This is a genomic window from Pseudoalteromonas sp. S408 (assembly GCF_005886645.1).
Taxonomy (GTDB): domain Bacteria; phylum Pseudomonadota; class Gammaproteobacteria; order Enterobacterales; family Alteromonadaceae; genus Pseudoalteromonas.
Genome location: NZ_PNDY01000009.1, coordinates 1 through 26,448, shown reverse-complemented (window position 1 = coordinate 26,448; position 26,448 = coordinate 1). Strand labels below are relative to the sequence as shown.

Annotated in this window: 22 protein-coding genes; 7 read left to right on the top strand and 15 right to left on the bottom strand. The window is 37.5% G+C overall.

Annotated elements, in window-relative coordinates; genetic code table 11:
- Nucleotides 1–34: 34 nt before the first annotated feature.
- Complete coding sequence (locus CWB62_RS08790) at nt 35–1,237, top strand: MFS transporter (protein WP_138529870.1); 1,203 nt, start codon at nt 35–37, stop codon at nt 1,235–1,237.
- A gap of 38 nt (nt 1,238–1,275) precedes the next feature.
- Here the strand turns inward: CWB62_RS08790 and CWB62_RS08785 are convergent, their stop codons facing one another.
- The 4 genes from CWB62_RS08785 to CWB62_RS08770 all read right to left on the bottom strand — a co-directional run bounded on the left by CWB62_RS08785 (nt 1,276) and on the right by CWB62_RS08770 (nt 5,583).
- Nucleotides 1,276–2,133 (bottom strand): EamA family transporter, encoded by an 858-nt coding sequence (locus CWB62_RS08785; protein ID WP_058404588.1) that lies wholly within the window; start codon nt 2,131–2,133, stop codon nt 1,276–1,278.
- Nucleotides 2,134–2,339: 206 nt separating this feature from the next.
- Nucleotides 2,340–3,083: a FadR/GntR family transcriptional regulator gene (locus tag CWB62_RS08780; protein WP_058404589.1), complete on the bottom strand. Its 744-nt coding sequence runs from the start codon at nt 3,081–3,083 to the stop codon at nt 2,340–2,342.
- A gap of 470 nt (nt 3,084–3,553) precedes the next feature.
- Nucleotides 3,554–4,549: a Gfo/Idh/MocA family protein gene (locus CWB62_RS08775; protein ID WP_138529872.1), complete on the bottom strand. Its 996-nt coding sequence runs from the start codon at nt 4,547–4,549 to the stop codon at nt 3,554–3,556.
- Nucleotides 4,550–4,551: 2 nt separating this feature from the next.
- On the bottom strand, nt 4,552–5,583 hold the full coding sequence (locus tag CWB62_RS08770; RefSeq protein WP_138529874.1) for an AraC family transcriptional regulator: 1,032 nt from the start codon (nt 5,581–5,583) through the stop codon (nt 4,552–4,554).
- Between the two features lie 96 nt (nt 5,584–5,679).
- Between CWB62_RS08770 and CWB62_RS08765 the strand changes: the two genes are divergently transcribed.
- Nucleotides 5,680–7,284, top strand: coding sequence for a GMC family oxidoreductase (locus CWB62_RS08765; protein ID WP_138529876.1), 1,605 nt, complete (start codon nt 5,680–5,682; stop codon nt 7,282–7,284).
- Here CWB62_RS08765 and CWB62_RS08760 read toward each other — a convergent pair.
- From CWB62_RS08760 to CWB62_RS08750, 3 genes are all read right to left on the bottom strand, one after another.
- Nucleotides 7,281–8,093, bottom strand: coding sequence for a class I SAM-dependent methyltransferase (locus tag CWB62_RS08760; protein WP_138529878.1), 813 nt, complete (start codon nt 8,091–8,093; stop codon nt 7,281–7,283). The two genes, CWB62_RS08765 and CWB62_RS08760, sit on opposite strands and share 4 nt — an antisense overlap.
- A 6-nt stretch (nt 8,094–8,099) precedes the next feature.
- Complete coding sequence (locus CWB62_RS08755) at nt 8,100–8,483, bottom strand: hypothetical protein (RefSeq protein ID WP_138529880.1); 384 nt, start codon at nt 8,481–8,483, stop codon at nt 8,100–8,102.
- A 67-nt stretch (nt 8,484–8,550) separates the two neighbouring features.
- The gene (locus CWB62_RS08750) at nt 8,551–8,970 is read right to left on the bottom strand and encodes a DUF3429 domain-containing protein (RefSeq protein WP_138529882.1); all 420 of its coding nucleotides are present in this window, start codon (nt 8,968–8,970) and stop codon (nt 8,551–8,553) included.
- A 263-nt stretch (nt 8,971–9,233) separates the two neighbouring features.
- On the opposite strand from CWB62_RS08750, the gene ahpC reads away from it, so the two are divergent.
- A complete protein-coding gene (gene ahpC, locus CWB62_RS08745; RefSeq protein ID WP_058404596.1) occupies nt 9,234–9,803 on the top strand; it encodes an alkyl hydroperoxide reductase subunit C in 570 nt (189 codons plus the stop codon).
- A gap of 154 nt (nt 9,804–9,957) precedes the next feature.
- The gene (ahpF, locus tag CWB62_RS08740; RefSeq protein ID WP_138529884.1) at nt 9,958–11,541 is read left to right on the top strand and encodes an alkyl hydroperoxide reductase subunit F; all 1,584 of its coding nucleotides are present in this window, start codon (nt 9,958–9,960) and stop codon (nt 11,539–11,541) included.
- A 117-nt stretch (nt 11,542–11,658) separates the two neighbouring features.
- Here the strand turns inward: ahpF and CWB62_RS08735 are convergent, their stop codons facing one another.
- From CWB62_RS08735 to CWB62_RS08720, 4 genes are all read right to left on the bottom strand, one after another.
- On the bottom strand, nt 11,659–11,892 hold the full coding sequence (locus CWB62_RS08735; RefSeq protein WP_058404597.1) for a hypothetical protein: 234 nt from the start codon (nt 11,890–11,892) through the stop codon (nt 11,659–11,661).
- Nucleotides 11,893–11,923: 31 nt separating this feature from the next.
- The gene (locus tag CWB62_RS08730; RefSeq protein WP_058404598.1) at nt 11,924–13,960 is read right to left on the bottom strand and encodes a hybrid sensor histidine kinase/response regulator; all 2,037 of its coding nucleotides are present in this window, start codon (nt 13,958–13,960) and stop codon (nt 11,924–11,926) included.
- Nucleotides 13,961–14,117: 157 nt separating this feature from the next.
- Nucleotides 14,118–14,339 carry a hypothetical protein gene (locus tag CWB62_RS08725; RefSeq protein WP_058553029.1) on the bottom strand — a complete coding sequence of 74 codons (222 nt, stop codon included), beginning with the start codon at nt 14,337–14,339 and terminating at the stop codon, nt 14,118–14,120.
- An 81-nt stretch (nt 14,340–14,420) separates the two neighbouring features.
- Nucleotides 14,421–15,260 (bottom strand): patatin-like phospholipase family protein, encoded by an 840-nt coding sequence (locus CWB62_RS08720; RefSeq protein WP_058404600.1) that lies wholly within the window; start codon nt 15,258–15,260, stop codon nt 14,421–14,423.
- Between the two features lie 473 nt (nt 15,261–15,733).
- On the opposite strand from CWB62_RS08720, the gene CWB62_RS08715 reads away from it, so the two are divergent.
- Nucleotides 15,734–16,606, top strand: a complete 873-nt coding sequence (locus tag CWB62_RS08715) for an SMP-30/gluconolactonase/LRE family protein (protein ID WP_138529886.1) — start codon at nt 15,734–15,736, stop codon at nt 16,604–16,606.
- A gap of 15 nt (nt 16,607–16,621) precedes the next feature.
- On the opposite strand, the gene CWB62_RS08710 is transcribed toward CWB62_RS08715, so the two are convergent.
- The 3 genes from CWB62_RS08710 to CWB62_RS08700 form a co-directional block, all read right to left on the bottom strand.
- Nucleotides 16,622–17,077 (bottom strand): NfeD family protein, encoded by a 456-nt coding sequence (locus CWB62_RS08710; protein WP_058404602.1) that lies wholly within the window; start codon nt 17,075–17,077, stop codon nt 16,622–16,624.
- Between the two features lie 17 nt (nt 17,078–17,094).
- A complete protein-coding gene (locus tag CWB62_RS08705; RefSeq protein ID WP_058404603.1) occupies nt 17,095–18,048 on the bottom strand; it encodes an SPFH domain-containing protein in 954 nt (317 codons plus the stop codon).
- Between the two features lie 118 nt (nt 18,049–18,166).
- Nucleotides 18,167–19,609 carry a sensor domain-containing diguanylate cyclase gene (locus tag CWB62_RS08700; protein ID WP_138529888.1) on the bottom strand — a complete coding sequence of 481 codons (1,443 nt, stop codon included), beginning with the start codon at nt 19,607–19,609 and terminating at the stop codon, nt 18,167–18,169.
- Between the two features lie 217 nt (nt 19,610–19,826).
- Here CWB62_RS08700 and CWB62_RS08695 point away from each other — a divergent pair, with 217 nt between their 5' ends.
- Nucleotides 19,827–20,720, top strand: coding sequence for a cation diffusion facilitator family transporter (locus CWB62_RS08695; RefSeq protein WP_058404605.1), 894 nt, complete (start codon nt 19,827–19,829; stop codon nt 20,718–20,720).
- Nucleotides 20,721–21,075: 355 nt separating this feature from the next.
- On the opposite strand, the gene CWB62_RS08690 is transcribed toward CWB62_RS08695, so the two are convergent.
- On the bottom strand, nt 21,076–25,545 hold the full coding sequence (locus CWB62_RS08690) for an EAL domain-containing protein (protein ID WP_171034615.1): 4,470 nt from the start codon (nt 25,543–25,545) through the stop codon (nt 21,076–21,078).
- A gap of 202 nt (nt 25,546–25,747) precedes the next feature.
- Here CWB62_RS08690 and CWB62_RS08685 point away from each other — a divergent pair, with 202 nt between their 5' ends.
- Entirely contained in the window at nt 25,748–26,299 is a 552-nt protein-coding gene (locus tag CWB62_RS08685; RefSeq protein ID WP_138529890.1) for an isochorismatase family protein, read from the top strand.
- Nucleotides 26,300–26,448 lie beyond the last annotated feature (149 nt).

The window sequence follows — 26,448 nt, the reverse complement described above, 5'->3', positions numbered from 1 at the left end:
CTTGAGGTTTTATTTCATTTATTTTGAGAATGCCATGTCTAAATTAAGCGCCGAGCCTGTGCAAATAAGCAGAGCTCTTGTGAGCGTTGTTGCGCTGTGTTGTGGGTTAATTGTTGCCAATATTTACTATGCGCAGCCTATTATAGAATTGTTAGCCCCCGATGTTGGATTAAGTGCACACAGTGCTAGTTTTATTGTGTCATTAACCCAAATTGGCTATGCCATTGGATTATTTTTTTTAGTGCCGCTAGCTGACTTAGTTGAAAATAAACGGTTAATGTTGATTACCCTGTCTGTTACATTTTTTAGCTTAATTGGAGTGGGGGTTGTTCAAACACCAAACGCCATGTTGGTTTTGTGTTTGCTGGTGGGGGCAAGCTCGGTATCGGTGCAGGTACTTATTCCGTTAGCGGCACATTTATCGTCAGATGAAAAGCGTGGGCAAGTTTTGGGCAATATTATGGCGGGGCTTTTGCTAGGTATATTGCTAGCAAGACCTGTGGCCAGCCTAATTGCTGATCATTTTGGCTGGCGTGCCGTGTTCTTTTTTGCTGCGGGGTGTATGGTGTTTATCTCCTTGGTTATCTACTTTGTTATACCCACAAGGTTGCCAACGCATAAAACAAGCTACTTTGCGTTATTGAGGTCACTGAAGTCGTTGTTATTGAGCCAACCTGTGCTTCGTCAACGCGCGTTTTATCAAGGGTTAATGTTTGCGTCGTTTAGCGTGTTTTGGACCACAGTGCCCGTTGTACTAGCCCGAGAATATGGTTTTTCGCAAACGCAAATAGCATTGTTTGCTTTAGTTGGTGCCGCGGGGGCCGTTGCAGCGCCTATTGTTGGGCGCTTAGCTGACAAAGGCTATACCTACGAAATGTCGTTATTAGCTAAAGTTATCGCGGTGGTGTGCTTTTTACCTAGCTTATTTGATTTACCAAACGGCATTATTATATTGGCGCTAACGGGTGTATTTATTGATTTTGCAGTGCAAGCTAATATGGTACTTGGTCAACGGGTAATATACTCACTTGAACCACAAAGCCGCGCTCGGCTAAACGCCATTTATATGACCAGTATATTTTTGGGCGGGGCTATTGGTTCGTTAATTGCTAGCCCATTATATGAATTTGGTGGGTGGGAAAGTATTGCCTTATTTGCAGCTGCTATGCCGCTTATTGCGTTATTAGGTTTTATTTTTTCTGCTAAAAGGGCAAAACAAAAAGCACATTTAGTTTAACAAAAAAGCCATCTTAGTTGATGGCTTTTCGGCTTAGGCTACTTTTTTGACTCGCCAGAGAAGGAGCTTCCTGCTGAGGCAATAATAACTAATAAAATTGCTAACCACTGCCATATTGTTAGTAGCTCGCCCAAAATAACAAAGGCAGCGAGTGATGCAATGGCAGGTTCAAGGCTCATCATGATGCTAAAGCCTTGTGAAGGCATATTACGAAGTGCAACCATTTCTAACGTGTAGGGTAACGCGCTAGATAAAACTGCAATACCAATTCCCAGTGGAATAATTTCCCATGTGAATGCGCTTGCTTGCATCATGCCTCCGTAGGGCACAAGTACTATGGCTGCGACTGTCATACCTAGGGCAACCGTTGCACCACCTGAGCTTTGCATTCCGGTTTTTTTTCCAAACAATATATAGCCTGCCCAACAGGCACCCGCTGCTAAGGCTAAAATAACACCAACAGGATCTAGGCTGTCTTTACCGCTCATATCGGGTAGTAAAAGTAAAATACCGGCAATGGCACACGCAACCCAAAATAAATCGCGTTTACGGCGTGAAGAAAACAAGGCAACGGCGAGGGGGCCTGTGAATTCTAGTGCGACACCAATGCCTAAGGGGATACGCTCAATTGCGTAGTAAAATAAAATGTTCATTCCACCTAAGCTTAAACCATAAACCACAATAGCTAAGCGGTTTCCTCTGGCGGGTATATGTTTCCATGGTTTAAACACTAAACATAATATAAGTGCAGAAAAACCAAGCCTAAGCGCGGTTGTCCCTTCGGGTCCAACAATAGGGAATAGTTGCTTTGCAAACGACGCACCCGATTGAATGGTCATCATGGCAATTAATAAGCAAACAATTGCTAATATGAAATCTTTGGTACTTGATTGCATTGTCGTCCCTAATGTAAAGCACTGTTAATAGGGATTAGTAAACTTACCCTGTTTGAGATGCTATAGCTGTATTTTGTGGCGGGATAATATCTGCTTTTAGTCCGATTGGTAAGTGTTTGCGATTAAAAAATAAGTGTGGCTGTTTAGAGTAGGATTTAATGAAAGGCAACATACTAGCAAACAGGCATTTGCTAGTATGTTTAAACTTAATGAGCGTTTTTGTTAACTAAGCCGTCTAACGAGTACAGGCCGCGTTTTTCGTCATTTTTACGCTTTATTTCTTCAAGTGCGCGGGCTTCTACTGCATCAAATAATGCATTAATTAAGCGGTTAAAGTGTTTATGCATGGCAGTACGAGCGGCACTGGCGTCATGCGCTTTTAGTGCAGTATAAATCGCGGTGTGCTCATCCATTACACATTCGTTATTGTTAGTACAAACGCTGCTGTAATCGGCAACAATTTGCGGGTTTTTTAATCGTAAATCCCACAAGTTAGAAACAGCAAACTCAAGTGCTTTATTACGTGTTGCTTTGGCGATAATCTCATGAAATTCGCGGTCAGCCTGTTCTACGTAGAGGCCTTTTTCCATTGCTATTAGCGTTTGATTTAGCTGCTCGAGTTCTTCTTCTGTAATGCTTTGAGCCGCCAGTGCTGCAATTTCGCCTTCAATAAGTGCACGGGCTTGTGTTAGTTCAAATGCGCTGATCTCTTTTGATTTTATAGAGGCATTTTTTTGCTCAACAACATACACACCTGAACCGGTTTTAACCTCAACCCGGCCACGTACTTCTAATGCAATAATTGCTTCTCGAATTGTTGGGCGACTTACGTCAAACATTTCTGCAAGTTCACGCTCAGGGGGTAAACGACTCCCAGCAGTAAATTCGCCTTGATTTATTAAAGACTCTATTTTATCAACAATGCGCCAAAATAAGCGACGATTACCCATATTGTACCTTCATACCCTAAGGAATATTGACCATTTAGGTCTAAAAATTTATAACATTTGTTAACCAACAAGGTTACCCCAAACCCCACTAATTTGTCAAAATTCTAGCACCATCATTTGGTTATAAAACAACATTGTCGGTTGGTTTAATTTGTGTAATACCAATTTAGTTTAAAATTACACAATTGGCCAGCTTGATTGGTTATGTTTTTTTATGTTAGTTTAGATTTATGCTGTTAAGATTGTAATGGCTGTTTTCTGATTAGGATTAAGTAGTCGATCTATTATCAGTTAGGAATTGGTAAATACTTTAGGTCATTATATCAAATTGATTGCCCACGGATGGGGATCGTTACTTAAATGTGCGTAGGTAACAAGTGTGCAGTTGGTATAGTGATTTGCATTTCCCCATGGGCGTTAACTGTCGTTGGTTAACGCCCATATACAACTTCTCCCAGTCGAGGTCTAAATTAATCTGTTTTATCGTTAGGGTAAATCACGCCTAACTGTTTGCGAGCTTCGTCAAGTACATTCATAACATCTAGTGACAGCGCGAATGTGTTTACATTAGACTCCCACTGATTTTTTGCTACTAACTGCATAAAATGAGCAACTTCAAATTTCATGAAATGCTCATCAAATTCTTCCGATAAGGTTTCTGATTCGCCATAGTTAGCAATAAACTCTACTTTTTTGAGTTGCGATACGGCTTCAATACGAATTCTGCCCAGTTCACCCTGTATTTCGGTTATGTTGTCACCTTGCGAAATTTTTGAGTAGCTAATAACAGCTTGCTTGTCTGAATAATTAAGCAGCACATCGCCAGCCCCGTCAACCCCAGTATCGAGTAACACGCCACTGGCATTTACATTTTGCGGTGCGCCCCAAAGCGCTATTAATAAGTAAAGCGGGTATATGCCTAAATCGACCAAGGCACCGTTAGCAAATTCAGGTAAAAAGGTGTTTGGGCGTTCGCCATTTTTATATTTATCGTAGCGCGAAGAGTACTGGCTATATTGCCCTATAAATTTTCTGGGAGTGCCTATTTTAGAAAGTGCATTTTTTAATAATGTAAAGTTAGGCAAGTGCGTGGTCATCATGGCTTCCATGTACAAGCACTGGTTTAGCTTAGCGGCGGCGATGATATTTTTTAGTTCTTGGCTATTAGCTGCGGATGGCTTTTCACCAAGTACATGTTTACCAGCGTTTAAGCACATAACCGCATATTGTTTGTGTAAGCTATTGGGGGCGGCTATGTAAACTGCATCAACCTGTTCGTCTTGGCAAACTTGTTCAATATGGGTAAATATTTTTGCTTGGCTACTTTTTGGGTGTTTTGCTAAAAAAGCTTCACCGCTTGAAAGCGCGCGTGAACAAACGCCATATAAATTAAAATCGGCTAGGGTATTTGCGGCGTCAAGTAATGTGTCGCTTATAAAATTAGTACCTACAATTACAAAGTTCATACTCACTCCTTAGAATAATGTTTATTTAAGTTTATCATTTTTTTAGCTCTGTATGCTCGCGGAGAATACCCAAACCAACGTTTTACACTGGCGCTAAGAGTCGCTTGTTCTTGATAGCCTAATAGCTCTGAGATGGTTGAAATACTGTAATGGTTTTGCGCCAAATAGTGCGCAGCTAATGAACGTCGGGTTGAGTCTTTTAGTTTTACAAAGCTTGTATTGTGTTTACTCAGTTCTCTGTGCAATGTTCTAGGGTGCATACCCAGCGCTTTAGCTATGGTCTCGTTGGTGCATTGGTATATTGGCAGCATAGGCCTAATTAAGGCGCTTACTTGGGTGGGAAGGGATTGATTATGCTGTTTACTTTGAGCTAAAAATTGCAGTGCGGCAGGTACTTTATCGTATTGATGTTGTGCAACCGTTAACGCTAAATCGGTTTTTAGAATAACAATACCGGCACTATTTCTATTTTGTGTGACTTTGCAACCAAAGTAAGTGTTATATGCGCGGGTATTAGTGGGCTGTTTTTGGGGCAAGAATACGGCTTGTGGTTTACAGGCGTTATTACTTAATTTTTTTATTACGCCCATGGCAAGGCCGATAGTTAGTTCGAGCACTTGAGTTGTTTTAGGTAATGGGTTTAAGCTTATTTGAAACGATAAAAAGAGCGTTTTATCAGCTTCTAACGGATGAATAGTTAAACTTAAAGCTGGGGTGTGTAGGTGCAAATATTTAATAACCCAGTTAAGGGCATCACCTAAATTAGTGCTACTTTTTGCTGCAATAGCAATAGGGCCAAGTATTTCAAAGCTTTGCTTATTGGCCAGTTGCAGCCCAAAGCTTGGGCAGTTGAGCGTATGTGCACAATGCTCAAGTAGTTCGGCGTAAGTGCTATAGGGCAAGTATTGTTGCTCTAAGTTATTAAAGCAAATGTTAAGGCCAAACTGCGTCATTATTTGTGTTATGTCACCGCCTAGGTGCGTAACAAGTGAGTCCATTCCTTGTAGTGATGTGGCCTTAATAAAATTATTCATGTAATGCTCCAATAACTTGGTTGTCTAAAAATATCAAGTTTTGGTGTGTTTTTCTATGCAGTATTAATAAGGTATTAATTTTTCATAAGAGCTCACATGCAGAGCACAACATTTGATTACATTGTTATAGGGGCTGGTAGTGCTGGGTGTGTTATTGCTTCGCGTTTATCTGAAGATAAAAATGTGAGTGTATGTTTAATTGAATCTGGCGGAAGCGATAAAAGCGCTTTTGTTCAAATGCCAGCTGGAATTGCTGCGAGCGTTCCTTATGGTATTAACAGTTGGCATTACAATACGGTACCTCAGAAAGCACTTAATAATCGGTGTGGTTTTGTGCCAAGAGGCAAAGTACTGGGTGGCTCAAGTTCAATCAATGCAATGGTTTACATTCGTGGTAATAAATACGACTACGACCAATGGGAGAGTTTGGGCAACACGGGTTGGGGTTTTAAAAATATGCTGCCTTACTTTATAAAAGCTGAAAACAACAAAGCATTTAATAATCACCCATTGCATGGTGATGATGGGCCGCTTCATGTGCAAGACCTCAATGCGCCAAGTTTTGTTAATCAATATTTTTTAAATGCCTGTGTAGAACAAGGAGTATCATTAAGCAATGATATTAACGCAGAAGAGCAAAGTGGCGCACGTTTGTCGCAGGTTACGCAGCATAATGGAGAACGCTGTAGTGCCGCAAAAGCGTATTTAACACCTAATTTAAATAGGCATAATTTAACAGTACTCACACATTGCCATGTTAATAAAATAAAGATAAAAAATAAAACCGCGCAAGGGGTGCAAATAGAGCAGAATAAAAAGCAAATAGAGTTAACAGCTAAAAAAGAGGTGATTTTAAGTGCGGGCGCAATTAATTCGCCTCAGATATTAATGCTTTCGGGAGTTGGCCCAACAGACCACTTAAAATTACATAACATTGATGTAAAGGTTGCGTTAGAGGGAGTCGGCCAAAACTTACAAGACCACCTTACAGTTGTTCCACTTTTTAAAGCTAATAATAGCGCGGGCACCTTTGGTATTAGCCCAAAAGGTGCCCTTAAAGTTGCCAAAGGGGTTGTAGATTGGTTTAGTAATCGAAACGGGTGTTTAACAAGTAACTTTGCGGAGTCTCATGCGTTTATTAAGTTATTTAAAGATTCACCTGCGCCCGATGTTCAACTCGAATTTGTAATTGGTTTGGTAGACGATCATAGCCGCAAGTTACATTATGGCCATGGGTACAGTATTCATAGCAGTATTATGCGACCTAAAAGTAGAGGGACTATTAAGCTTGCAAACAATGACCCACACGCAGCACCGCTTATTGATCCTAATTATTTGAGCCATCCGGATGACTTAAATATAATGTTGTTAGGTTTGAAAAAAACACTCGCAATAATGAATAGCCCAGCCTTTGATGAAATACGTGCAGATATGGTTTATCCACTGGATATAAATAATGATCAGCAGTTAATAGAGTTTATTCGTGAAACAGCTGACACTGAATATCATCCCGTTGGGACGTGTAAAATGGGTAATGATGCTATGTCGGTTGTCGATAGCACATTGAAAGTGCATGGCGTTAATAATTTACGCGTTGTTGACGCGTCAATAATGCCCACAATTGTCACAGGTAACACTAATGCACCCGTTATAGCGATTGCAGAAAAAGCGGCTGACTTAATAAAGGCAGCCAATAGTTAGCTATAAAAAGTGTTTAGCCAATGCTGCCAATCAGATTCTAGGCGTAACATTTGCAGGTGCTTTTTAGCTTTAAAATGTTTGATTTGGTCTTCGTCAGCTATAAAAGGCCCTACTCGGCAAAGGGGGCAATGGTTTGGTGATAAGTAGCTTGGCTTAACTAATTGTTTGGCTAATTGTGGCTCTATAAAGCTACTTTTTGGGCTAAATACATACGTGATCCCGCTGGTGTCTTTAACGTGTTTGTCGCGGTCAACATTACGAATTTTATAACCCGAAAAACGTGATATATCAAATGGCATTTGGCCGCAGTACTCGCTGCTCAAACGTTCGTTTAAACTGCCTTCTATGTTCCATTCACGATAAGGTTTTACATCTTTAGAGGTAATAAAGCACAGCATTGGGCCATTTGGATTTAGTGCAAACTCAGTGGCGTATTTAATAAATTGATGTAATAAGGCTCTATTTAAAACATTCATACTTGATTGACGAGTATTAGCTTCATATTCCTTTTTACCTACAAATGCAGGAATAAGTGGAAACTGAAAAATAACAACGTCAAAGCATTGATTATTACTTTTTAACGCTTGCCAACACGCTTTGTTTGTCACATCAAAACGATTAAGAACTTCAACACTGCATTCACGCAATTTATTTAAAGCGTTATCAGGGTACTTTTGTTCTAAGGTTTGCGCGCTATCGTAAGTTGAGGCTACCAACGTGTTTGGTTTTACGTGCTCATAAATTGCATGAGAAAACGATAAGTCGCCATCGCCAACGGTAAGTATTCGCCAATTAGAGTTTAAATACATACTGTGCTAAGTGTCTTGCTTATGAACGTTTTGAGATTGTTTATTCGCCGCATTTAAACGTTCAAAGGCAAGTCTTGTTTTTAGGCCTTCGATGGCTATTTGTTTAATAAGTAGGTTAAAGGTGATCACAATTGCAAACGCAAAGTGCAATGGGCCGTCTGTAAATCCGCCCTCTGCTTTATATAGCGTTACGCCAAATAATATGAGTAACACAACTAAAAATATCTCAATAAGTTGGTTTGAATAAAAGTTGAGGCGATTTTCATTTTTGTGATCTTTTTTTATGCTAATAGCGCAAAAAAATGGAATGACCTTTATTTTAAAAGCGGCATTTTTTTCTACGTAATTTTCGCCAAGTTCGTTAAGCTGCTGGCGTAATTGGTCAATCATGGTGAGTCCTCAAATAGCTGTGCGCGGATGGTACATTATTACCGCGCAATATTTAAGGTAATAGCTGCTATTTTGGGTAAATACTCATACCAATAATAAATATGTGGCACACAAACACGACCGACGTGAGCACAAAGCGCATTTTTTGATAGTCTTTATGGTAGGTTTGCCACTGTGGTGTAGATTTTTCAAAAAGTAAAACCAGCCAGAAACTCAGCGATAACCATCCTAAAACCCATTCAATAGGTAAAAATGCTAAAAAGGGTACTGGAATAACAGGTAGTACCGCTTTTATTGCATCTGCATAGCTTTGCACCCCGGCATGCCAAAGGTTACCAGCCATAAAGGCAAGTATAGCAATGCTATAAAAGGTAAAAAACTCTAAGTTTACACTGTTACTACCGAGCATTAGCGGCCAAGCTAAACAGGCTAAAAACGGGATTAGGCCAAGGTAGCCTAATTGAATGTGATTGATAAAATTGTTCATAACAGTGTGCCCTGAATATTTTAATAGTAAGCGAGGCAATTGTATCAGCCTTGCGTGTGCAAACCGATATGTTGCAATAAATTAAATACGAATCTATCTATAATTTAGTTTCATCTTAAAAATCGATTGTTTTAATCTAAACAATCAATTTTATTTAGTTTATCAATAGGCTTATTGTATTAATCAAGCCAGCAAGGTTAGCCAACAAATCTAGCCTTGCTTGGTAACTTAAATTAATACATTAAATACAAATGAGGAATACTATGAGCACTTCATTAATCAACACAAAAATTCAACCTTTCAACGCAACTGCATACCACAATGGTGATTTTGTAGAAGTATCTGAAAAAGATGTACTTGGTAAGTGGTCAATCTTCTTCTTTTACCCAGCAGATTTCACATTTGTATGTCCTACAGAGCTAGGCGACCTTGCAGATTACTACGCACAGCTTCAAGAAATGGGCGTAGAAGTTTACTCAGTATCAACTGATACTCATTTCACTCATAAAGCATGGCACGATACGTCAGACACAATCGGTAAAATTACTTACCCAATGATTGGCGACCCAACTGGCCGTATTACTCGTAGCTTCGGTGTAATGATTGAAGAAGAAGGTCTAGCACTTCGTGGTACTTTTGTAATGAACCCTGAGGGCGAAATCAAAGTAATCGAAACTCACGATTTAGGTATTGGTCGTAGCGCTAAAGAGTTAGTACGTAAAGTACAAGCTGCACAATACATTGCAACTCACGACGGTGAAGTTTGTCCTGCATCTTGGCAGCCAGGTGAAGACACACTTGCTCCTTCACTAGACCTAGTTGGTAAAATCTAAGTATAGATTTATCCCTACTATAAGGGCAGGCAACTGCCCTTAAACCAATAAATATTCGTTTATTGGTGCCTCCTATCTCAATTTGATAATTAAGCACATGCGTTTATTGGCATGGGAGGCTTGCTGTTTAAATTTTCCTAAAAAGGGTTAAGCCATGTTAGATAACAACATTAAAAATCAATTAAAAAGCCATTTTGAATCGCTTACTCAACCTGTTGAGCTGCTTATTGCCTTGGATGACAGCAAAAAATCAGCAGAAGTTGAAAGCTTAGCAAACGACTTAGCATCATTAAGCGATAAGTTTACGGTAGTTACCAACCCTGATACCAGCGCACGACGCCCGTCTATGGTTGTACATTCACCGGTTAAAAACACCCACATTACGTTTGCAGGCGTACCGATGGGACACGAATTTACAAGTTTAGTGTTGGCGCTTTTACATACTGGCGGACATGCAAGTAAAGCAAAAAGCGAAGACATTGAACAAATACAATCACTTGATCAAGAACTTAATTTTGAAATCTATATTAGCTTGAGTTGCCAAACGTGCCCACAAGTAGTGCAGGCGCTAAACACAATGGCTGCGACTAATAGCAAAATTAAAGCAACAATGATTGACGGCGCACTATTTCAAGAGGAAGTAGAAGAGCGCAACATTTTAGCAGTACCGGCTGTTTATTTAAATGGCGAACCATTTAGCCAAGGTGCATTAAGCCTAACTGACATATTAAACAAAGTAGATAGTAAAGGTGCAGCACGCCAAGCTGCGGCACTTAGCGAAAAAGACGAATTTGACGTATTAGTAGTAGGTGGCGGACCTGCCGGTGCATCAGCTGCTATTTATTCTGCACGTAAAGGGCTAAATACCGGTATTGTTGCAGAGCGATTTGGTGGGCAAGTTGCTGACACATTAGCTATTGAAAACTTTATTTCGGTTAAAGCCACTGAAGGCCCTAAGCTTGTTGCACAGCTTGAAGAGCATGTGAAAGAGTACGATGTTGACGTAATGCATAACCAACGTGCAGCAGGGCTTGAACGCGTTAATAACAAGTACGAAATCACGCTTGAAAACGGGGCTACTTTAAAAGCTAAATCGCTAGTTTTAGCAACCGGTGCACGCTGGCGCGAAATGAACGTTCCCGGTGAGCAAGAGTACCGCGGACACGGTGTAGCATACTGCCCGCATTGTGACGGTCCTTTATTTAAAGGCAAGCCCGTAGCTGTAATTGGTGGTGGTAACTCTGGTATTGAAGCCGCAATCGATTTAGCAAACATTGTTGAGCATGTAACAGTACTTGAGTTTGCAGATTCATTACGTGCCGATGAAGTACTTATTCGCAAAGCAAACAGCTTAAGTAATATTACTATTATTAAAAATGCCCAAACTACAGAAGTACTTGGCGATGGTAAAAAGGTGACAGGACTTACTTACACAGACCGAGTAACAGGTGATAGTAAGGCACTTACTTTAGCGGGTATTTTTGTTCAAATAGGCTTAATCCCTAACACTGAGTGGTTAAAAATTAGTGACTTAGAGCTAAGTAAATTTGGTGAAATATTAATTGATGCAAAAGGTGCTACGTCATTACCAGGTGTTTATGGCGCAGGTGATGCAACAAATACCCCATTTAAACAAATTATTATTGCGATGGGCAGCGGCGCAACAGCAAGTTTAGGTGCTTTTGATTACTTAATTCGCAACAGCGAAGAAAGCGAGCAAGACAAAACAGCTGCTTAAACTGTAAAACCCTCTCTTGATATAACAGCAAGGTACACCCAAAGCTGTTTGTTAACCCAAGCCGCCCTCTCCAAAGGCGGCTTTTTTATGATGCAAATAACCTTTTTAAAAAATAGGCTAATCGCCACCACAGCTAGAATCTGAGCCGCTGCAACTATTATTAGAGTAACTTGCGCCGCCACTGTAGCCTGTTGTGCCGCTATTTGACTTTGAAGTTATGAAACTGAGCAATAGTAAAAAGCCGCTGATAATCAACACAACCATGACTGATTGCCAATCATCTGATGAGTAACCGGCAAAAAAAGCAATACTAAAAATAGTAATTAATAGCGTTCGAGCTATTAGCTTCATTGTTATCTCCTTTTACCTATTTTTTAATTAATTATCTAATTAAGCTTAAATTTGGTTTAACAGTTTTTATTGCTGATGCTATGGCTGATTCTAACGAATACATTTTAAATGGCTTTGATATAAATAAATCCATACCCGCTTGTTTACACGCAAGTTTGTCTTGAGACGATGTATTAGCGGTTAAAGCAACAATATAGGTCTTATTAGTAGGGCAAATATTTTGCTCTCTTAACTGTTTAGTGGCCTCAAACCCGTCCAATATAGGCATGATACAATCCATGAAAATAAGGTCATACGGCTTTTGCTTACATTTTAAAACAGCGTCTTGCCCGTCCACAGCAAAGTCGGGGTTTATATCAAGCTTATTTAAGGATGCGTTAAGCACTAATCTATTGATGTCGTTATCATCAACAACAAGTACAGATAACTCATTTGTATCAATATTAATATTAGCGAGGGGTTTGTCTTCAAGTATTTGCTCCTCGCCTCGGGTTATTGGAATATAAACTGAAAATGTAGAGCCTTTATTAATTTCGCTACTGACTTCAATTTGACCGCCCATGTATTGCACAAGCTCTTTTACAATTGCTAGGCCTAGGCCAGTGCCACCTTTAGTATTTTTAGAATCGACTTCTTGCGTAAATGGCGAAAATAGCGATTTAAGAAATTCAGGAGTCATTCCTCTGCCTGAGTCGGTTACGGTAATAGTGAGTGACAAATCACCGTCAGTATTGGTTAAAAACGTGTCCAGCTTTACAATACCTTGTTCTGTAAACTTTAATGCGTTGCTGAGTAAATTAGAGGTGATTTGACTTAGGCGTGTGTTGTCGAAAAAGGCCCAGCAATCGTCATTAATTTCATTTTTTACTTCAAGTGCAACACGCTTTTCAGTAAATAAAGGGGTATAAAGTGAAACAAGGTCAGTAAAAACAGTTTTTAATAAAACATTATTCGGTTCTAATTTAAGCTCACCATGATTAATTTTTGAAAAATCAAGAACCTCATTAATAATATTCAATAATATATCTGAGCTGCGTAGCGCAACTTTGATTTTTTCTGTTCTATTTTCTGGGTCATGCTCATCTATCAAGTTGGTGAGCATGCCTGTGATACCATTAAGCGGTGTTCTGAGTTCATGGCTTATTTTTGCAAAAAGCATGCTTCTGTCAAAAAGTAAGCGTTCAGCCTCTGCTTTTTTACTTTTAAGCTCTTCGCGTAATCTCATCGACTCAGTAATATCTTGAAATGTACCAAATAGCCTTACGCAGGTGTCGCCTTCAAATTCAGCTTCACCGAATGTAGAAACCCAGATGTTGTTATTATTTGCGGTAACAATTTCTAGTTCTAAATTCCATTTTTCGCCTTTTCCAACGGCTAATTCTACTGCTTTAGTAATATTTTCTCGGCTAGATCCTTCTTTGTAGAAGTTGATTGCTGTTTCCATCATTGGTTGATAGTTTTCATCAACTTCGTGAATAAGCTTGGTTTGTTTGCTCCAATAAATTTTATTGTGAGCAATATCAACTTCCCATGTGCCAATATTTGCGACGCTTTCTAGCTTTAATAGGCTATTACTGTTTTTTGTTAGGCGGTCTTTAGTTTGGTTTCTGGCAAACTCAGCGCCTAACCACTGCGCAAATAACTCTATATAGTCATAGGCCTGATCGGTAAATACCGGAGATTGATTGGCTGAGGAAAAGTTAACTGTGCCAAAAACCTCGTTTCCAACTTTAATTGGAGCACCAATGTAAGACTCTAGCTGAAAATTAGTAAAGCATGGGTGATCGGCTATTTCGCTTTGCGATACATTATGAAACGCAAGTGCGGAGCCTGCATTGAGCGTATGAACGCAGTAGGTATCATTTAAATTAAATTGTGTGCCGATGGCAAGCCCGTTGTCAGGAGTCACTGCATATAGAACAGTGTAAATACGTTCTTGTACTTCACTGATAATAGCTAAATCGAGGCCAAAGACTTTAAGCCCAAAATTTAATAATTTTTGCGTTTTATCATCAAAAGCCAAATTTTGGTCAGAGACTATGTCGTGAAATTGCCTAAGAAAATTCAATAGAAAAAGATCCTTTAGAAATAATTTTTCAAACTCAATTTTAACTAGCAGCTAATACAGATAGAACAAAATTGAAACAGTGATGATTTATTGCTCACAAACTAAATAATATTAAGACGCTTTTTATATAAACCATAATTAAAAAAATATTAGTTATTTAATAAGTTGAGTTAGGTGTGTATTCAGGGTTAATATCGCCATCAACTTCTTCTGGGTCAACATCGTTTATAAGCAGTGTTTCTCTTACCGCTTCAATATGACTCAGTACTGTTTGATAACGTTCACCGTATTCGTATTTAGTTACTTCAATAGCTTTTGGCATATACGTAAATGCTATTTTAAGAGCATGAAGGGCATCTTCGTTCATTTTTTCACTCATCAATTTCTCCTAACCAAATACAATTAACAAATCAAGGTTACTATCGGCAGCTAATGTTTTTTCTTTAATTATTTCTATAGCTTAACATGACAATAAATAAGTACGGGCTTCTTCTAAACCTATGTTATAGCCATTATTTAAAACATCAAACGATTTAGTTGTTCTGCCTACCTTAAATTGTTTTGGTGGTGCAATAATATTAATTTTGCAATCACTGGGCGGGCTTAATATGAAGTCGATACTTTTATTATAAACTTCGGCTCTGTTTAAAGTTGCATTAATTAATGCAGGGTAGCCTTTATATATTTTTTTTGTTAGCCAAGGTGCTTTTGTTAATTTTTTACGATAACCAAGCGAGCGAGACAGTATAACGGTTATTTCGCGTGCTCCCATTTCGTATGCTTTAATCACAGGTATAGAGTCTGAAACACCCCCATCGGTCATTTGTATTTTATTGAGTATTGGATAATCACGATATGCAATGGGAATAGCACAGGATGCTTTTAGCTGCTCAACCATGCTATTGCTTGTTGCTTCTAAGTAGAGGGCTTTGCCTGAATCGACTGCCGTGGTAACAATGTAAAATGATTGTGGGTTTTGTTCAAAGACTTCTGTTTGCAAGGGAATATCACGAATTGTTTGCTCCCATAGCCAATCGAGGTCAAACAAATGCCCGCCTTTAACAAATCTTGCTAGATTAATAAACTCAGGCCTGCAAGAATAATCGGTTATTACTTTGTGGTTTCGCATAGGTTGATTACATAAAAACGCGGCGACATTTGTTGCCCCTGCTGACACTCCAAAATAACAATCAAAGGGTTGATAACTTTGCGTTAAAAATTCATCAAGCACGCCCGCCGCAAATATACCGCGCATTGCGCCGCCTTCGACTACAAGCGCATGTTTTATATTTTTGGCCATAATTATAACTCCTTTTAATCTGTTTTTATGCTAGCAATTAAGTTTGAGTAGAGCGAGTAAAAAATTCATATAATCAATACGTTATTTTACTAATGGTTGAGTGTCTTACACAGGTTAATAGTTTATATATTAATTTATTTACACACTAGTTTAGTGATATTTATGAATATTTGTACATCTAAACAGTGATAACCTTTGTTGTGCAAGTTTATGTTAATAGGAAAGAATATTTAATACTAATTCGTTTAATTGAGTCTTAGTGTGAATTGGTATACGAGTTCTTTCTATGCGGCTACTTAAAACGATGTTGCTGTGATCAAAAGCAGCAGTTTGAGGAAGTGCTATATATTTTTTACTAAATCGATGTTATCTATAGGGATTACCAAAAAGTTGCTATTTAGGCAATTTAGTTTGTTGCCTTAAAAATGCCCATTTATACATAATTTTAATTCTGAAAGGTCACAGGCTTTAGTATGGCTGATTTTAAGACAATCCTATTTAGTAAAGTACAAAACCAGCTTGGAGAAAGCCCTCTTTGGCATCCAATACTTGATATGCTTTTTTGGGTTGATATCAATAAAAAACTGTTATTTTGTTGCTCATTCGATGAACCAGAAAAAATATACTCGGTTGAAATGCCTTTTATAGTGACCGCTATAGCTTGGCATGATGCAGAACATTTGATTTTAGGAACTGAGTTAGGTATCTATCGCTATAACATAAACAGTCAATTCACTGAATTAATTATAGAACTTGAAAGTAATGAGCTTAATAGACGCTCAAACGATGGGAGAGCCGATCCGTGGGGTGGCTTTTGGTTAAGTACCATGGATAAGAGTGCCGAAAAAGGGCAGGGGAAAGTATACCGCTATTACAATAAAAAGCTTGAGTGCATTATTACTGATTTAACTATTCCAAATGGTTTGTGCTTTGATAAAAACCGCTCACGTGGTTACTATTGTGACTCTTTTACAAGCTGTATCTACCAGCTTGACCTTGATGATATTACAGGCGAAGTTGTTGGTACTGAAAAGGTATTTTATCAATTTAGTAATACAGACATAGACCCAGATGGATGCGTAATCGACAGTAAAGGTAACTTGTGGCTAGCGGTATGGGGAATGGGGTGCGTTATGTGCTTATCGCCTGATGCCGAATTACTCCACACAATAAAAGTAAACATCCTTAATCCTACATGTACAGCATTTGGTGGAAAACAAGGTGAGCTGCTATTTGTAACTTCAGCACTGTGCGAATCTAATAATGATTTACAAAATGTACAAGGGACGACATTGCAAATAACCGGAATAAAAAACGGGCAGCTAGAGCCACCCGTTATTTTATAATTAGCTTACAGATTACTAGGCTACGGGTTTGACCCACATAACGCCAACATCTTTTTTTATAACGTATACGCGAGTGCCTGCACTAATTAGCTGCTCACTTTTTAATTTCCAGCTAATACCTGAATAATTATACGTAGTTAACCCTTGATCGGTAACGTCGTCATCAAGAGTAAACGTAAGCTCTGCAAAGTCGTTTGTTACGGGTTTGGTATCTACTCGATTTTGCATTTTTTTTAGTGGTTTCCACAAACCAATGGCTAAAATAGCCGTTACCACAGTATTACTCCAAAGTGCTGTTGTTAATGAGTCAGGTAAAATACCAATGCTCATTGAAAAACCCGTTATCAGCAGCGATAAGCCAAAAAACAATAGAATAATAGTAGAGAGACCAAGCACTGCTACCTCCACTATCAAAGCAAGTATACCCAGTACCATGAGTGCTTGCGGTAGGTTTTGCAAAATAAAGTCCATACTAGCCTCTCTAATTCTTAGCTTTTGTTTTGTTTATTTAAGCTATTAATAATAGCCATACCTTGAGCAACCATTGAACTTGCATCTGTTGCGTTATCAGGTAGTAAAACAACCGATGATTCGCGTGCGATTGCTTCTTTAGCTGATATGGCTTTAGTTGCTAAATCAAGTTGAATTGCTTTTTGACCTTGTTCGGTATCTGCAGCTTCACCAACTTTTAGTAAGGCATTTGCTTGTGCTTCTGCAACGGTTGTAATTGCAGTTGCTTCACCTTCTGCACGTAAAATTTGTTCAGCTTTATCCGCTTCTGCTGCAAGAACTTGTGCTTGCTTTTTACCTTCGGCCACATTTATGTTTGCTTGGCGGTCGCCTTCAGACTCTAAAATTTGGGCACGTTTTACTCGCTCAGCTTTCATTTGTGCTTCCATAGCTTCCATAATAGAGTTTGGTGGCACAATATCTTTAATTTCGTAACGTAATACTTGAATACCCCAAGGCTCAGATGCTTGGTTGATTGCAGCTACTATATTGGTATTAAGTAAATCACGTTCTTCAAACGTTTTATCTAGCTCCATTTTACCGAGCTCAGAACGCATTGTTGTTTGTGACAGTTGCACAACCGCAAATGTGTAATCGTCAACACCATAGGTTGCTTTATATGGATCGAGTACTCTAAAGTAAAGTACGCCGTCTACAATTAATGAAATATTATCTTTGGTTATAGCCGATTGAGATGGAACATCTTGCGCTTGCTCTTTTAAACTGCGATCAGCTGAAATTCTGTCAATAAACGGAATAATAAAGTTTAGTCCGGCTTCTTTGGTTGATTGGTATTTACCAAAACGTTCAATTAGCCAAGCTCTATTTTGAGGGACAAATTTAACACTGCTTTTTAGAAGCACAATAACAAATATGAGTAAAAATGCCTCGACGGTAAACACGATATCGAGTATTTGAGATACTGGATCCATTTAAATATTCCTTTTAATAGTTAGTCATAAAATGGTGTATTGTTTTAATTTTAAACGGTTTAAGATTAACACTCATCAGGGCAATTACCTACAAAAACAACATTGTAAGCAACATATATTATTTATGAGAATACTCTGAGATTTTATTTCGGCCTGATTCTTTGGCATGATAAAGAGCAGCATCGGCTTTTGAAATTATATCTTTAGCTATTGTTTTAGTATTAGGGATAACACTATAAAAACCAATACTTAAAGTAAGCTGTTTGCTTACATCTGATTGATTATGTTCAATGTTTAGTCGCGCTATGTCATTTTGAATTAAGGTAGAGAAACAATTTGCATTCTCTGAGTCTGTGCAGGGTAAAATAATTGCAAATTCTTCACCGCCATATCGAGCTGCCAGGTCGCCGGGGCGTTTACATAAATTTTGAAGTGTTTCTGCAACGTATTTTAAAGCCTCATCTCCTTTTAGATGACCATAGCTATCATTGTATTTTTTAAAAAAGTCAATATCGCAAATAATTAAACTAATGGGTTGCTGATAACGAACGCAGCGTTGTATTTCATCTTCAAAGGTTTTGTCAAAACACCGACGATTGGCAATTGTTGTTAAACCGTCAGTGTTTACTAATTCGCTTAATTTTTGATTGGCGGTAATGAGTTGCTGCTGCGCTAGTTCTAGCTTTTGTTTGTAGTTTATATTTTTGAATGCATTAGTGAGTATTTCACCAACGAGTTTAATTCGTATTAAATCAAGGTTCGTCCACTCACGTTTTTCAGCTACGCAGTCGCAACCGATAAAACCAACCAGCTCTTTTTCGTAGCTTAAGCCAATACACAATACAGATTTAATTTTTTGTAGTTCAAACTCTTTTTTTTCACCTCCCGCAGAGGCTGGTAGATCCGAAACATCATTAACTTTAAATAAGTATGTGTCGTTCATTAATTTAAAAAAATAAGGTAGTTCGCTTTTAGGTACATCTTGCAACGAATCCTTAAAAGGCACTATACCTTTATTTACCCACTCATGCGTATTACTCATTTGAGAGTTTTCGTCGTTAAATTTAAAAAGGTAACTACGGTCTGCATGGCATACTGTACCAATTGCTTTAAGTGCATAATTTATATGACCATCTACATTATCGTTTTGAATATCAATGAGGTCTGCAGATATATTCGATATAACAACATCAAAATTATACTGTTCATCGATTTTGTGTTTTTCTATTTCAAAAGTAATCATTGAAACGGTCTCGTTAATATAGGCAAATTTAATATTTAATAAAAAGGCTGTTTCATTAATTTCAAGTACAACGTTATTTAACACATTAGGTATGAGGTAAACATCAAACAGGTTTTGCAGTAATAAAGGTTTTTTACTTAATGGGCTTATAAGCTTAATGTGGCCAAAATGGTTTGCGCACAGTTCATCGCCCTGTTCTAATTTAAACAATTTTAAGGCTTGATTATTTGCTTTGTAATTGCGTGTTTTTGAATCATGTACTAAAACAGCAAAAGGGAGGCACTTTAATGTTCTCCATATGTCTTTTATTGAATTCAAGGCTTATGATTACCTCTTGTTAGTTCGAAGCTTGGTTGCGTTCGTTTATTATTATTCTTATATAATATGTTTTAGTACACTTTTGTTGATATTACTAACTTTTTAGTGCGTTTAAGTGAACGACGTATTATAATTGATACTGTATATCATTACTCCTTTCTCCAGTGAGCCTCAAATGGCTCATTTGCATTTTAAGTATAGGTAATTCAAGTATTTCATGACAGAAATCACAACACATCAAGCTTCTCGCCGACGCTTACTTATTGCGCTTGCCATTACATGTTCATTTATGGTTATACAAGTTATTGGTGCTTACTACGCTAATTCATTAGCGGTATTAGCGGATGCAGGGCACTTATTTGTTCACAATAGTTCGCTTTTTATAGCATTAATCGCATCAAGTTTTGCAATTCATTTAGCAAAAACATATAACGATGGATATCAACGTGCTGAGTTAGTGGGGGGGCTTGTTAATGGTATATTATACCTTGCGATTAGTTTAGTCATTTTATATGAAGGTGGTGAGCGTTTTATTCATCAACACGAGGGTAATGAGCTTGAAATTAATAGTTATTTAATGTCAGTTATAGCTGGTTTAGGCTTTTTGTTTCATGGTGCAGCTGCTTGGGTTTTGTACAAGGGGCGTAAAGCAAGCATTAATGTATACGCTGTGTTTTTACACTCATTTTTTGATTTAATTTCAACAGTATCTACATTCGTTGCTGGTGTATTAATATATTTAACAGGCTTTGCAATTATCGATATTTTATCGAGTATGCTCATTGCGTCATTTGTATTGTTTACGGGTATTAAAGTCATTATTAGTTGCATTAAAGGCTTACGTTTAAATAAAGCTAAGCTTCCTAAAGTAACTGATATTGAAAGCGAAATCACAGGTATGGAACACGTGCATAACGTACATAATGTGACTGTAACACGTAACTACGATGGTTTAGTAGTGGGGGCTCACGTGGTACTTAAAAAGCATTGTACTATTGAAAAACACGATGAAGCATGTCGCTTAAAGGTGGAAAATCTGCTTGCTGAAAGGTTTAAAGTAACCAGTAGCGTACTGCAAATTGAAAGCCATGAGTGTCATCATATTCACTAGGATTTATTAATCTTTCAAAGTTCAATCTTTAGTATTTTGTATGGCATTTAGGCAAGGTAACGCCTATGAAGTGTGTAACTCTCTCAAATAAACTTTAGCGCAGCATCGGTGCCTAATAGACATGTCCCCGAAGGGGCTTCCTCAGAGCAATTTACTGCTTGTTGCTTGGTATTGGCTTATTTTTATATGGATGTAATTCAGTAGAGTGATGCAGGAGCAGTTATCAAGCCCATGATGTTATAAAACCTCGCGCTGCGATTAAATCGCTCCTAGCTTTAACTAGTTTTAGTCCACAAGGCCAATTGGCCCTAACATTAATTAAGTACCAAGGTTTTAAATCCTCTTTTTAGATATTTTAAATAAGCTCAATAATTTTGCTAAAACAACTACTTTCTTTAAGAGCCTCAGCACTCATCGGCCTTGCAAAGTAATAACCTTGAAGCACATGACACCCCGCATTAGCTAAAAACTCCATTTGCTCACGATTTTCAACGCCTTCGGCAATACAATATAAGTTTAGGTTTTCAGCTAAAGAAAGAATAGTTTTAATAATTGACTCGTCTCCTTTATCCTCACCAATACTATTTACAAAGCTCTGATCTATTTTTATAACGTTAATCGGAAATTGGCTTAAATAAGTTAATGATGAATAACCTGTGCCAAAGTCATCAAGCAATAATTTAAACCCTGCTGTTTTCAACGCTTGTAATTGCTTTGCAGCTTTGTATTTATCTTCGAGCAAAATACTTTCTGTAATTTCGAGCCTTAGCTGCCTGGTTTGAACATTAAATTCTTTTAAAATATGCTCCAACCGATCAGTTATGTTTGCTTTTAAAATGTGTTTAGGCGACAAGTTTAAAGAAATATAAAATAAAGGGTTCTCATTAAGCAATGGGGCTAATTCAATAAGCGCACGTTTTAGTGCAAGCTCAGTTAGGTGTTCTATTAACCCTGTTTCTTCTGATATAGGAATAAACACCGCAGGTGAAACAAATTGTCCTTTGTTTTTCCAACGCATGAGTAACTCCACGCCGTTAATCGTTTTTGCTTCTATATCAATAATGGGTTGGTAATGATTAAACAAAAGGTCGGCTTTTACTGCATCTTTTAAATCATTTTCGAGCAGCAGTTTTTGTTTTATTTGTTCATTCATTTCATCGCTAAAGAAACTGAAGTCATTGCGACCATTTTGCTTAGCTTGCATCATTGCAACATCGGCATTGCGAATTAAAATGTCGGTTGTGATGGCATCAAAGGGATAAAGAGCTACCCCTATACTGGCTGAAATATTAATGGCAAAGTCTTCAATCATTACCTTATTTGCTAATTCTTTACTAATTAGCTTAACGGTTTCCTTCAACGAGTCTTGCGATTCTACATTTTTAATAAGGACTAAAAATTCATCCCCGCTTTGTCTGCCAAGCTGTGAATTTGCGTCAAGTATATTACTGACCCGCTCAGTAATATTGCAAAGAAGCTTATCACCTACAGCATGACCAAAAGAGTCATTCACTGGTTTAAACTTATCTAAATCTATAAACAGGAGTGCGCAATGTGTATTTGAGCTTTCAGCTTGCTTAATGGCTTCCTCAATGTTTTGGTACATTAAACTACGGTTTGGTAGTTTTGTCAGTGCGTCATAATTAGCTAAATAACGCAGCTCATTTTCAGCTCTCTTTTGCTCAGTTAAGTCAGAAATAACAATTACATAGTAGCTTACTTCTGTTGTGCTTTTAGCTACTGCAGTCACATTAATATGCACTGGGTGCTTATTATTTTTAGCTGTTTTTATTAAGGTATCGATATGCCAGTTTTCAGTTGGCTGCAATGCCTTCAATCTTTTTGCAAATTCTTTGCACTTTTCTATACCAAGCGATTTTATAAATAGTTTAGGGCTAATATTTGTAGATGTTTGTGTATCTGAAAACGTTCCTATGAAACTATTATTCGCGGAAAAAGGCAGTAAATGGTCGTCTAAAATCAGCAACCAATCGTTTATTTGGCCAAATGCTTCACCTAATATTTTAGCTTGCTCTTCATTAACACGCTGCTCAGTAATATTGGTATAAATACCTGATACATATAAAGGTTTGCCTGTTTGAGTATCAAAAATTATTTGGCCGGTGTCTTGGTACCATAACCAATGGCCATTTTTATGGCGAAGACGAAATGTTAATTGCCAATTTTTATTTTTACTTTTATTACTTATATAATTTTGCCATTTGGTTTCAAAGCGGCGCTTATCGTCAGGATGTATAATAGAAAAAAACTGCTCTATAGCTACCCGTTCTTCTAAGTTTTCGTAACCCAGTTCTGTGCCACGTAAAGTATTTACTGAACGGTCTAAAAATTGATAATCCCATACGCCACTTTTATTGTTTCTAAGGGCGAGTTCTGTTTGTTTTTTCGAGTTTATGGTGTCTGTATGCGCTTGTTGAATGACATTTTGACGGTTTCTGTACTGCCAAAAAAATAAAGCGAAAAGGGTGAGCGTAATGATAATATATGTGAATAGTGCAAAGGGCGACTTCCAGGGAGCATGGGCTACATTTATGCTGAGCTTCACGGGTTGGGTTTTAATTACACCATCTTTAAAATGCGCGTTTATAGTGAGAGAGTAGTCGCCTGGTTGAAGTTTAGTAAAAAACACCTGGTTTGCTTTTAAGTTCTCATAGGTAAGGGATGTTGGACCATCAAGAACCACATAATAAAACGTTTTATTTGTATCTGGGTAGGAAAAATCAGAAAAGCTTACCGTTAACCCCATATCATCATGGTTTAGTTTGAGCGGTTGATTACTGTATTTAATGGGGGAAAAAGGCAATTCCCTCGTTAATAAACTGACATCTGTAATTGCTAGTTTATGTTTTTTGGTTGTTTTTTTTGTTTTGAAGTCAGCAGGGTTAAAAAGTATGGCGCCTGCATTACTGCCAATTATTATTTGCCCATTATTCAATTTCTTTTGTGTGTAATCTGTGAATTTATTAGTGTTTAAACCATCTTTAACCGAGAAACTTATAACACTAAGTGTGTTGAGATTTATTTTGTAGAGTCCATTTTCAGAGCTTGCCCACAGGTAATCTTTTTCGTCAGGCACTAAAGACAAAATTGAATTAGAATTTAACGAGTTTTTAAGGCTTAGATAATGCTTTTTTTCGTAGCTTTGTGGGTCTATGCCAATTAAACCTTCATGAGTCGTTGCAAGCCATAAAATATTTCTTTTTAAGTCAAGGTAGTAATTATCTACCGTATAATAAATGTTACCTTTTGTATTTGATGACTGAAATATTGAGGTTAAGTTTTGTGTTTCTTCGTTATACCTAACCAAGCTATTACTCATACTAATTAAAAGTTCATTAGGATGAGTTTCCAATGGCGGAAGAAACACATAGGCATTTATCGGATCTAGTAGGTTTTTAAGTCCTTTAATAACCCTTATATCACCCGTTTTTTCGTTAAACAGGTAAAAGTTTTTGTCGTTTGCAAACGCATATTTATGGGTGTCAATTTTGGCAAAGCCAAAAATAGTCGGTTGAGTAAGTAAATCGTTATTACTACTTAAATTTGACACTAATTGTTTACTGTTTTTATCAAATAATTCAAACCCATTGTATGTATACAGCCATAAATATTGGCTGTTTCCTAGGAAAGAAGCAAAAATGTCATAAACTGCTGATGAGCCAAACACTGCTTTAGTGTCTGTTGAGTTTAAAAAAGTACGCGTGGTTTCTGTTTTAGGGTTGTATTGAGCTAGGCCATCGTTTGTGCCAAACCAAATAATATTATCGTCGTCTTCGAGTATTTTGTTTATTGTATTATTGACGGGCAAATTAATATTTTTAAATCGCCTAGTGTTAATAGGCCATGTGAATACCCCCTGGCTTCTTGAAGATAACCATAGCACTCCGGTTTGGCTTATTGTTAAATCGCTAATCGTGTTATCGTTTATATTAAATTTACTCTTTGCATAATTTAATATGAGCTCTATTTCGCCGTTTATTCGGCTAAAACTAAATAACCCTTTTTCGGTTGCTACAAAATCACCATCATCAGAAGTAATGTAATCCCAAATATTAAGGTCGGAAATAAGCGTTGTTATTTTAGAACTGAGGAATTGGTTATCATTTGAAAATGCGAATCTATAAAGTCCTTCTACCGTACCGACTAGAAGACCAAGCTCTTTATCTACCTGCAAAAACTTTACATTAATGTTGTCTATTGTTATTTGTTCGGCAGGGTGAAGCGGTACTTCTGCAAGTTGATTACTAACAAGGTTAAATGCATATAGCCCATCATTGGCACCAATATAAAGTGTATTATTATTATGTAGTGTTAGAGCACGTATATATGAGGTTTTATTAGCTAAAGCCGCTGTTTGTGTAAAAGCACCCGTGGTCTTATTGTAAGTGAGTATTTGGTTATCAACAGCTAAATAGTAAAGCTCGTTCTGTCCCGCCATTGCTGAAACAGGAGAATAAATTTGTGTCTCTTTATCTAGCTGGCCAGAGTAGATTTTTTCTGTTTTGAGAGTTTTTGGGTCTATTAGGTATGCACCAGCTATATCAGTGGAAACAAGTAACTTACCATCGTTTGTTTTTAACAGTGTAGAGATGTAGTGTTTGTCTAGCTCAAAACCACCGTCGAATGTTTCAACAGTATAGCCATCAAACCTGTTTAATCCTTGTTGTGTTGCAATCCAAATGTATCCAATCTCATCTTCTTGTATTTTTTCAACATAATTTTGCGAGAGCCCTTCATCGGTAGAAAGGCGCTGTAATTGTTGGGCATAATTTTGCGATGCAACTGCATTAGTAATACATAACATGAAAATTAAAATAAAAAGGCAACGTTTACTAAATGGCACTGATGACCGATCTCCACAACAGGTAATGCATTATTCAGCTAAGTGTTAAATATAGCACAAGTTTTATTTTTTAATTACAAATAATAAACAGAAAATATCAATGCTAATTTAATGTATTAAGCTAATATTTAAGGCTATTAAATAGTTATAGAGAGGTCCTTAAATGGTTTTAACAAACATACAAGCTAAAGATAGCCTTTTATTGATTATAGACATTCAAGAGCGACTTTCCCCTATGATCAGTGATATTCAGAATCTTTTAAAAAACACCCTAAAATTAGCCCAGGCGTCATGCGTGCACGACATACCGACACTGATCTCAGAGCAGTACGTACATGGATTGGGAGAAACTGATAAGAAAATTAAATCGGTTTTACCGCGGGCTACGTTTTTTAGTAAAGTTCATTTTAGTGCATGCGAAGAAGCCGGCTTTTTGGAAAAATTAACTAGTTTTAATAAAAAAACTATTGTTGTGGCGGGCACTGAGGCGCATGTATGTGTTCTACAAACATGTATCGATTTATTAAAAAGTGGATTTGAGGTGGTTTTAGTAACCGACGCAATTGGATCTCGTAATAGCGAGCATAAAAGTATCGCAATAGAACAACTAAAGCATGGCGGAGCGGTAATTTCATGTGCAGAAATTGTTATTTTCCAATGGACAAAAGCTGCAGCTACGCCTACGTTTAAAAAAATACTACCTATAATTAAATAGGTTATTCGCATATAATGTAAATTAAATGTTTACTGTTTACTGTTTACTGTTTACTGTTTACTGTTTACTGTTTACTGTTTACTGTTTACTGTTTACTGTTTACTGTTTACTGTTTAATTGTTTATTGACAAATTTTTTAGTATTTATGT

Excerpts from the sequence above, each read along its gene's own strand:
- CWB62_RS08790 (WP_138529870.1), top strand. The coding sequence starts at position 35 with ATGTCTAAATTAAGCGCCGAGCCTGTGCAAATAAGCAGAGCTCTTGTG.
- ahpC (WP_058404596.1), top strand. The coding sequence starts at position 9,234 with ATGAGCACTTCATTAATCAACACAAAAATTCAACCTTTCAACGCAACT.
- CWB62_RS08750 (WP_138529882.1), bottom strand. The coding sequence starts at position 8,970 with ATGAACAATTTTATCAATCACATTCAATTAGGCTACCTTGGCCTAATC.
- CWB62_RS08755 (WP_138529880.1), bottom strand. The coding sequence starts at position 8,483 with ATGATTGACCAATTACGCCAGCAGCTTAACGAACTTGGCGAAAATTAC.
- CWB62_RS08775 (WP_138529872.1), bottom strand. The coding sequence starts at position 4,549 with ATGAACTTTGTAATTGTAGGTACTAATTTTATAAGCGACACATTACTT.
- CWB62_RS08685 (WP_138529890.1), top strand. The coding sequence starts at position 25,748 with ATGGTTTTAACAAACATACAAGCTAAAGATAGCCTTTTATTGATTATA.
- ahpF (WP_138529884.1), top strand. The coding sequence starts at position 9,958 with ATGTTAGATAACAACATTAAAAATCAATTAAAAAGCCATTTTGAATCG.
- CWB62_RS08710 (WP_058404602.1), bottom strand. The coding sequence starts at position 17,077 with ATGGACTTTATTTTGCAAAACCTACCGCAAGCACTCATGGTACTGGGT.
- CWB62_RS08690 (WP_171034615.1), bottom strand. The coding sequence starts at position 25,545 with ATGTTATGTATTACTAATGCAGTTGCATCGCAAAATTATGCCCAACAA.
- CWB62_RS08760 (WP_138529878.1), bottom strand. The coding sequence starts at position 8,093 with ATGTATTTAAACTCTAATTGGCGAATACTTACCGTTGGCGATGGCGAC.
- CWB62_RS08705 (WP_058404603.1), bottom strand. The coding sequence starts at position 18,048 with ATGGATCCAGTATCTCAAATACTCGATATCGTGTTTACCGTCGAGGCA.
- CWB62_RS08765 (WP_138529876.1), top strand. The coding sequence starts at position 5,680 with ATGCAGAGCACAACATTTGATTACATTGTTATAGGGGCTGGTAGTGCT.
- CWB62_RS08785 (WP_058404588.1), bottom strand. The coding sequence starts at position 2,133 with ATGCAATCAAGTACCAAAGATTTCATATTAGCAATTGTTTGCTTATTA.
- CWB62_RS08735 (WP_058404597.1), bottom strand. The coding sequence starts at position 11,892 with ATGAAGCTAATAGCTCGAACGCTATTAATTACTATTTTTAGTATTGCT.
- CWB62_RS08725 (WP_058553029.1), bottom strand. The coding sequence starts at position 14,339 with ATGAGTGAAAAAATGAACGAAGATGCCCTTCATGCTCTTAAAATAGCA.
- CWB62_RS08770 (WP_138529874.1), bottom strand. The coding sequence starts at position 5,583 with ATGAATAATTTTATTAAGGCCACATCACTACAAGGAATGGACTCACTT.
- CWB62_RS08720 (WP_058404600.1), bottom strand. The coding sequence starts at position 15,260 with ATGGCCAAAAATATAAAACATGCGCTTGTAGTCGAAGGCGGCGCAATG.
- CWB62_RS08780 (WP_058404589.1), bottom strand. The coding sequence starts at position 3,083 with ATGGGTAATCGTCGCTTATTTTGGCGCATTGTTGATAAAATAGAGTCT.
- CWB62_RS08695 (WP_058404605.1), top strand. The coding sequence starts at position 19,827 with ATGACAGAAATCACAACACATCAAGCTTCTCGCCGACGCTTACTTATT.
- CWB62_RS08715 (WP_138529886.1), top strand. The coding sequence starts at position 15,734 with ATGGCTGATTTTAAGACAATCCTATTTAGTAAAGTACAAAACCAGCTT.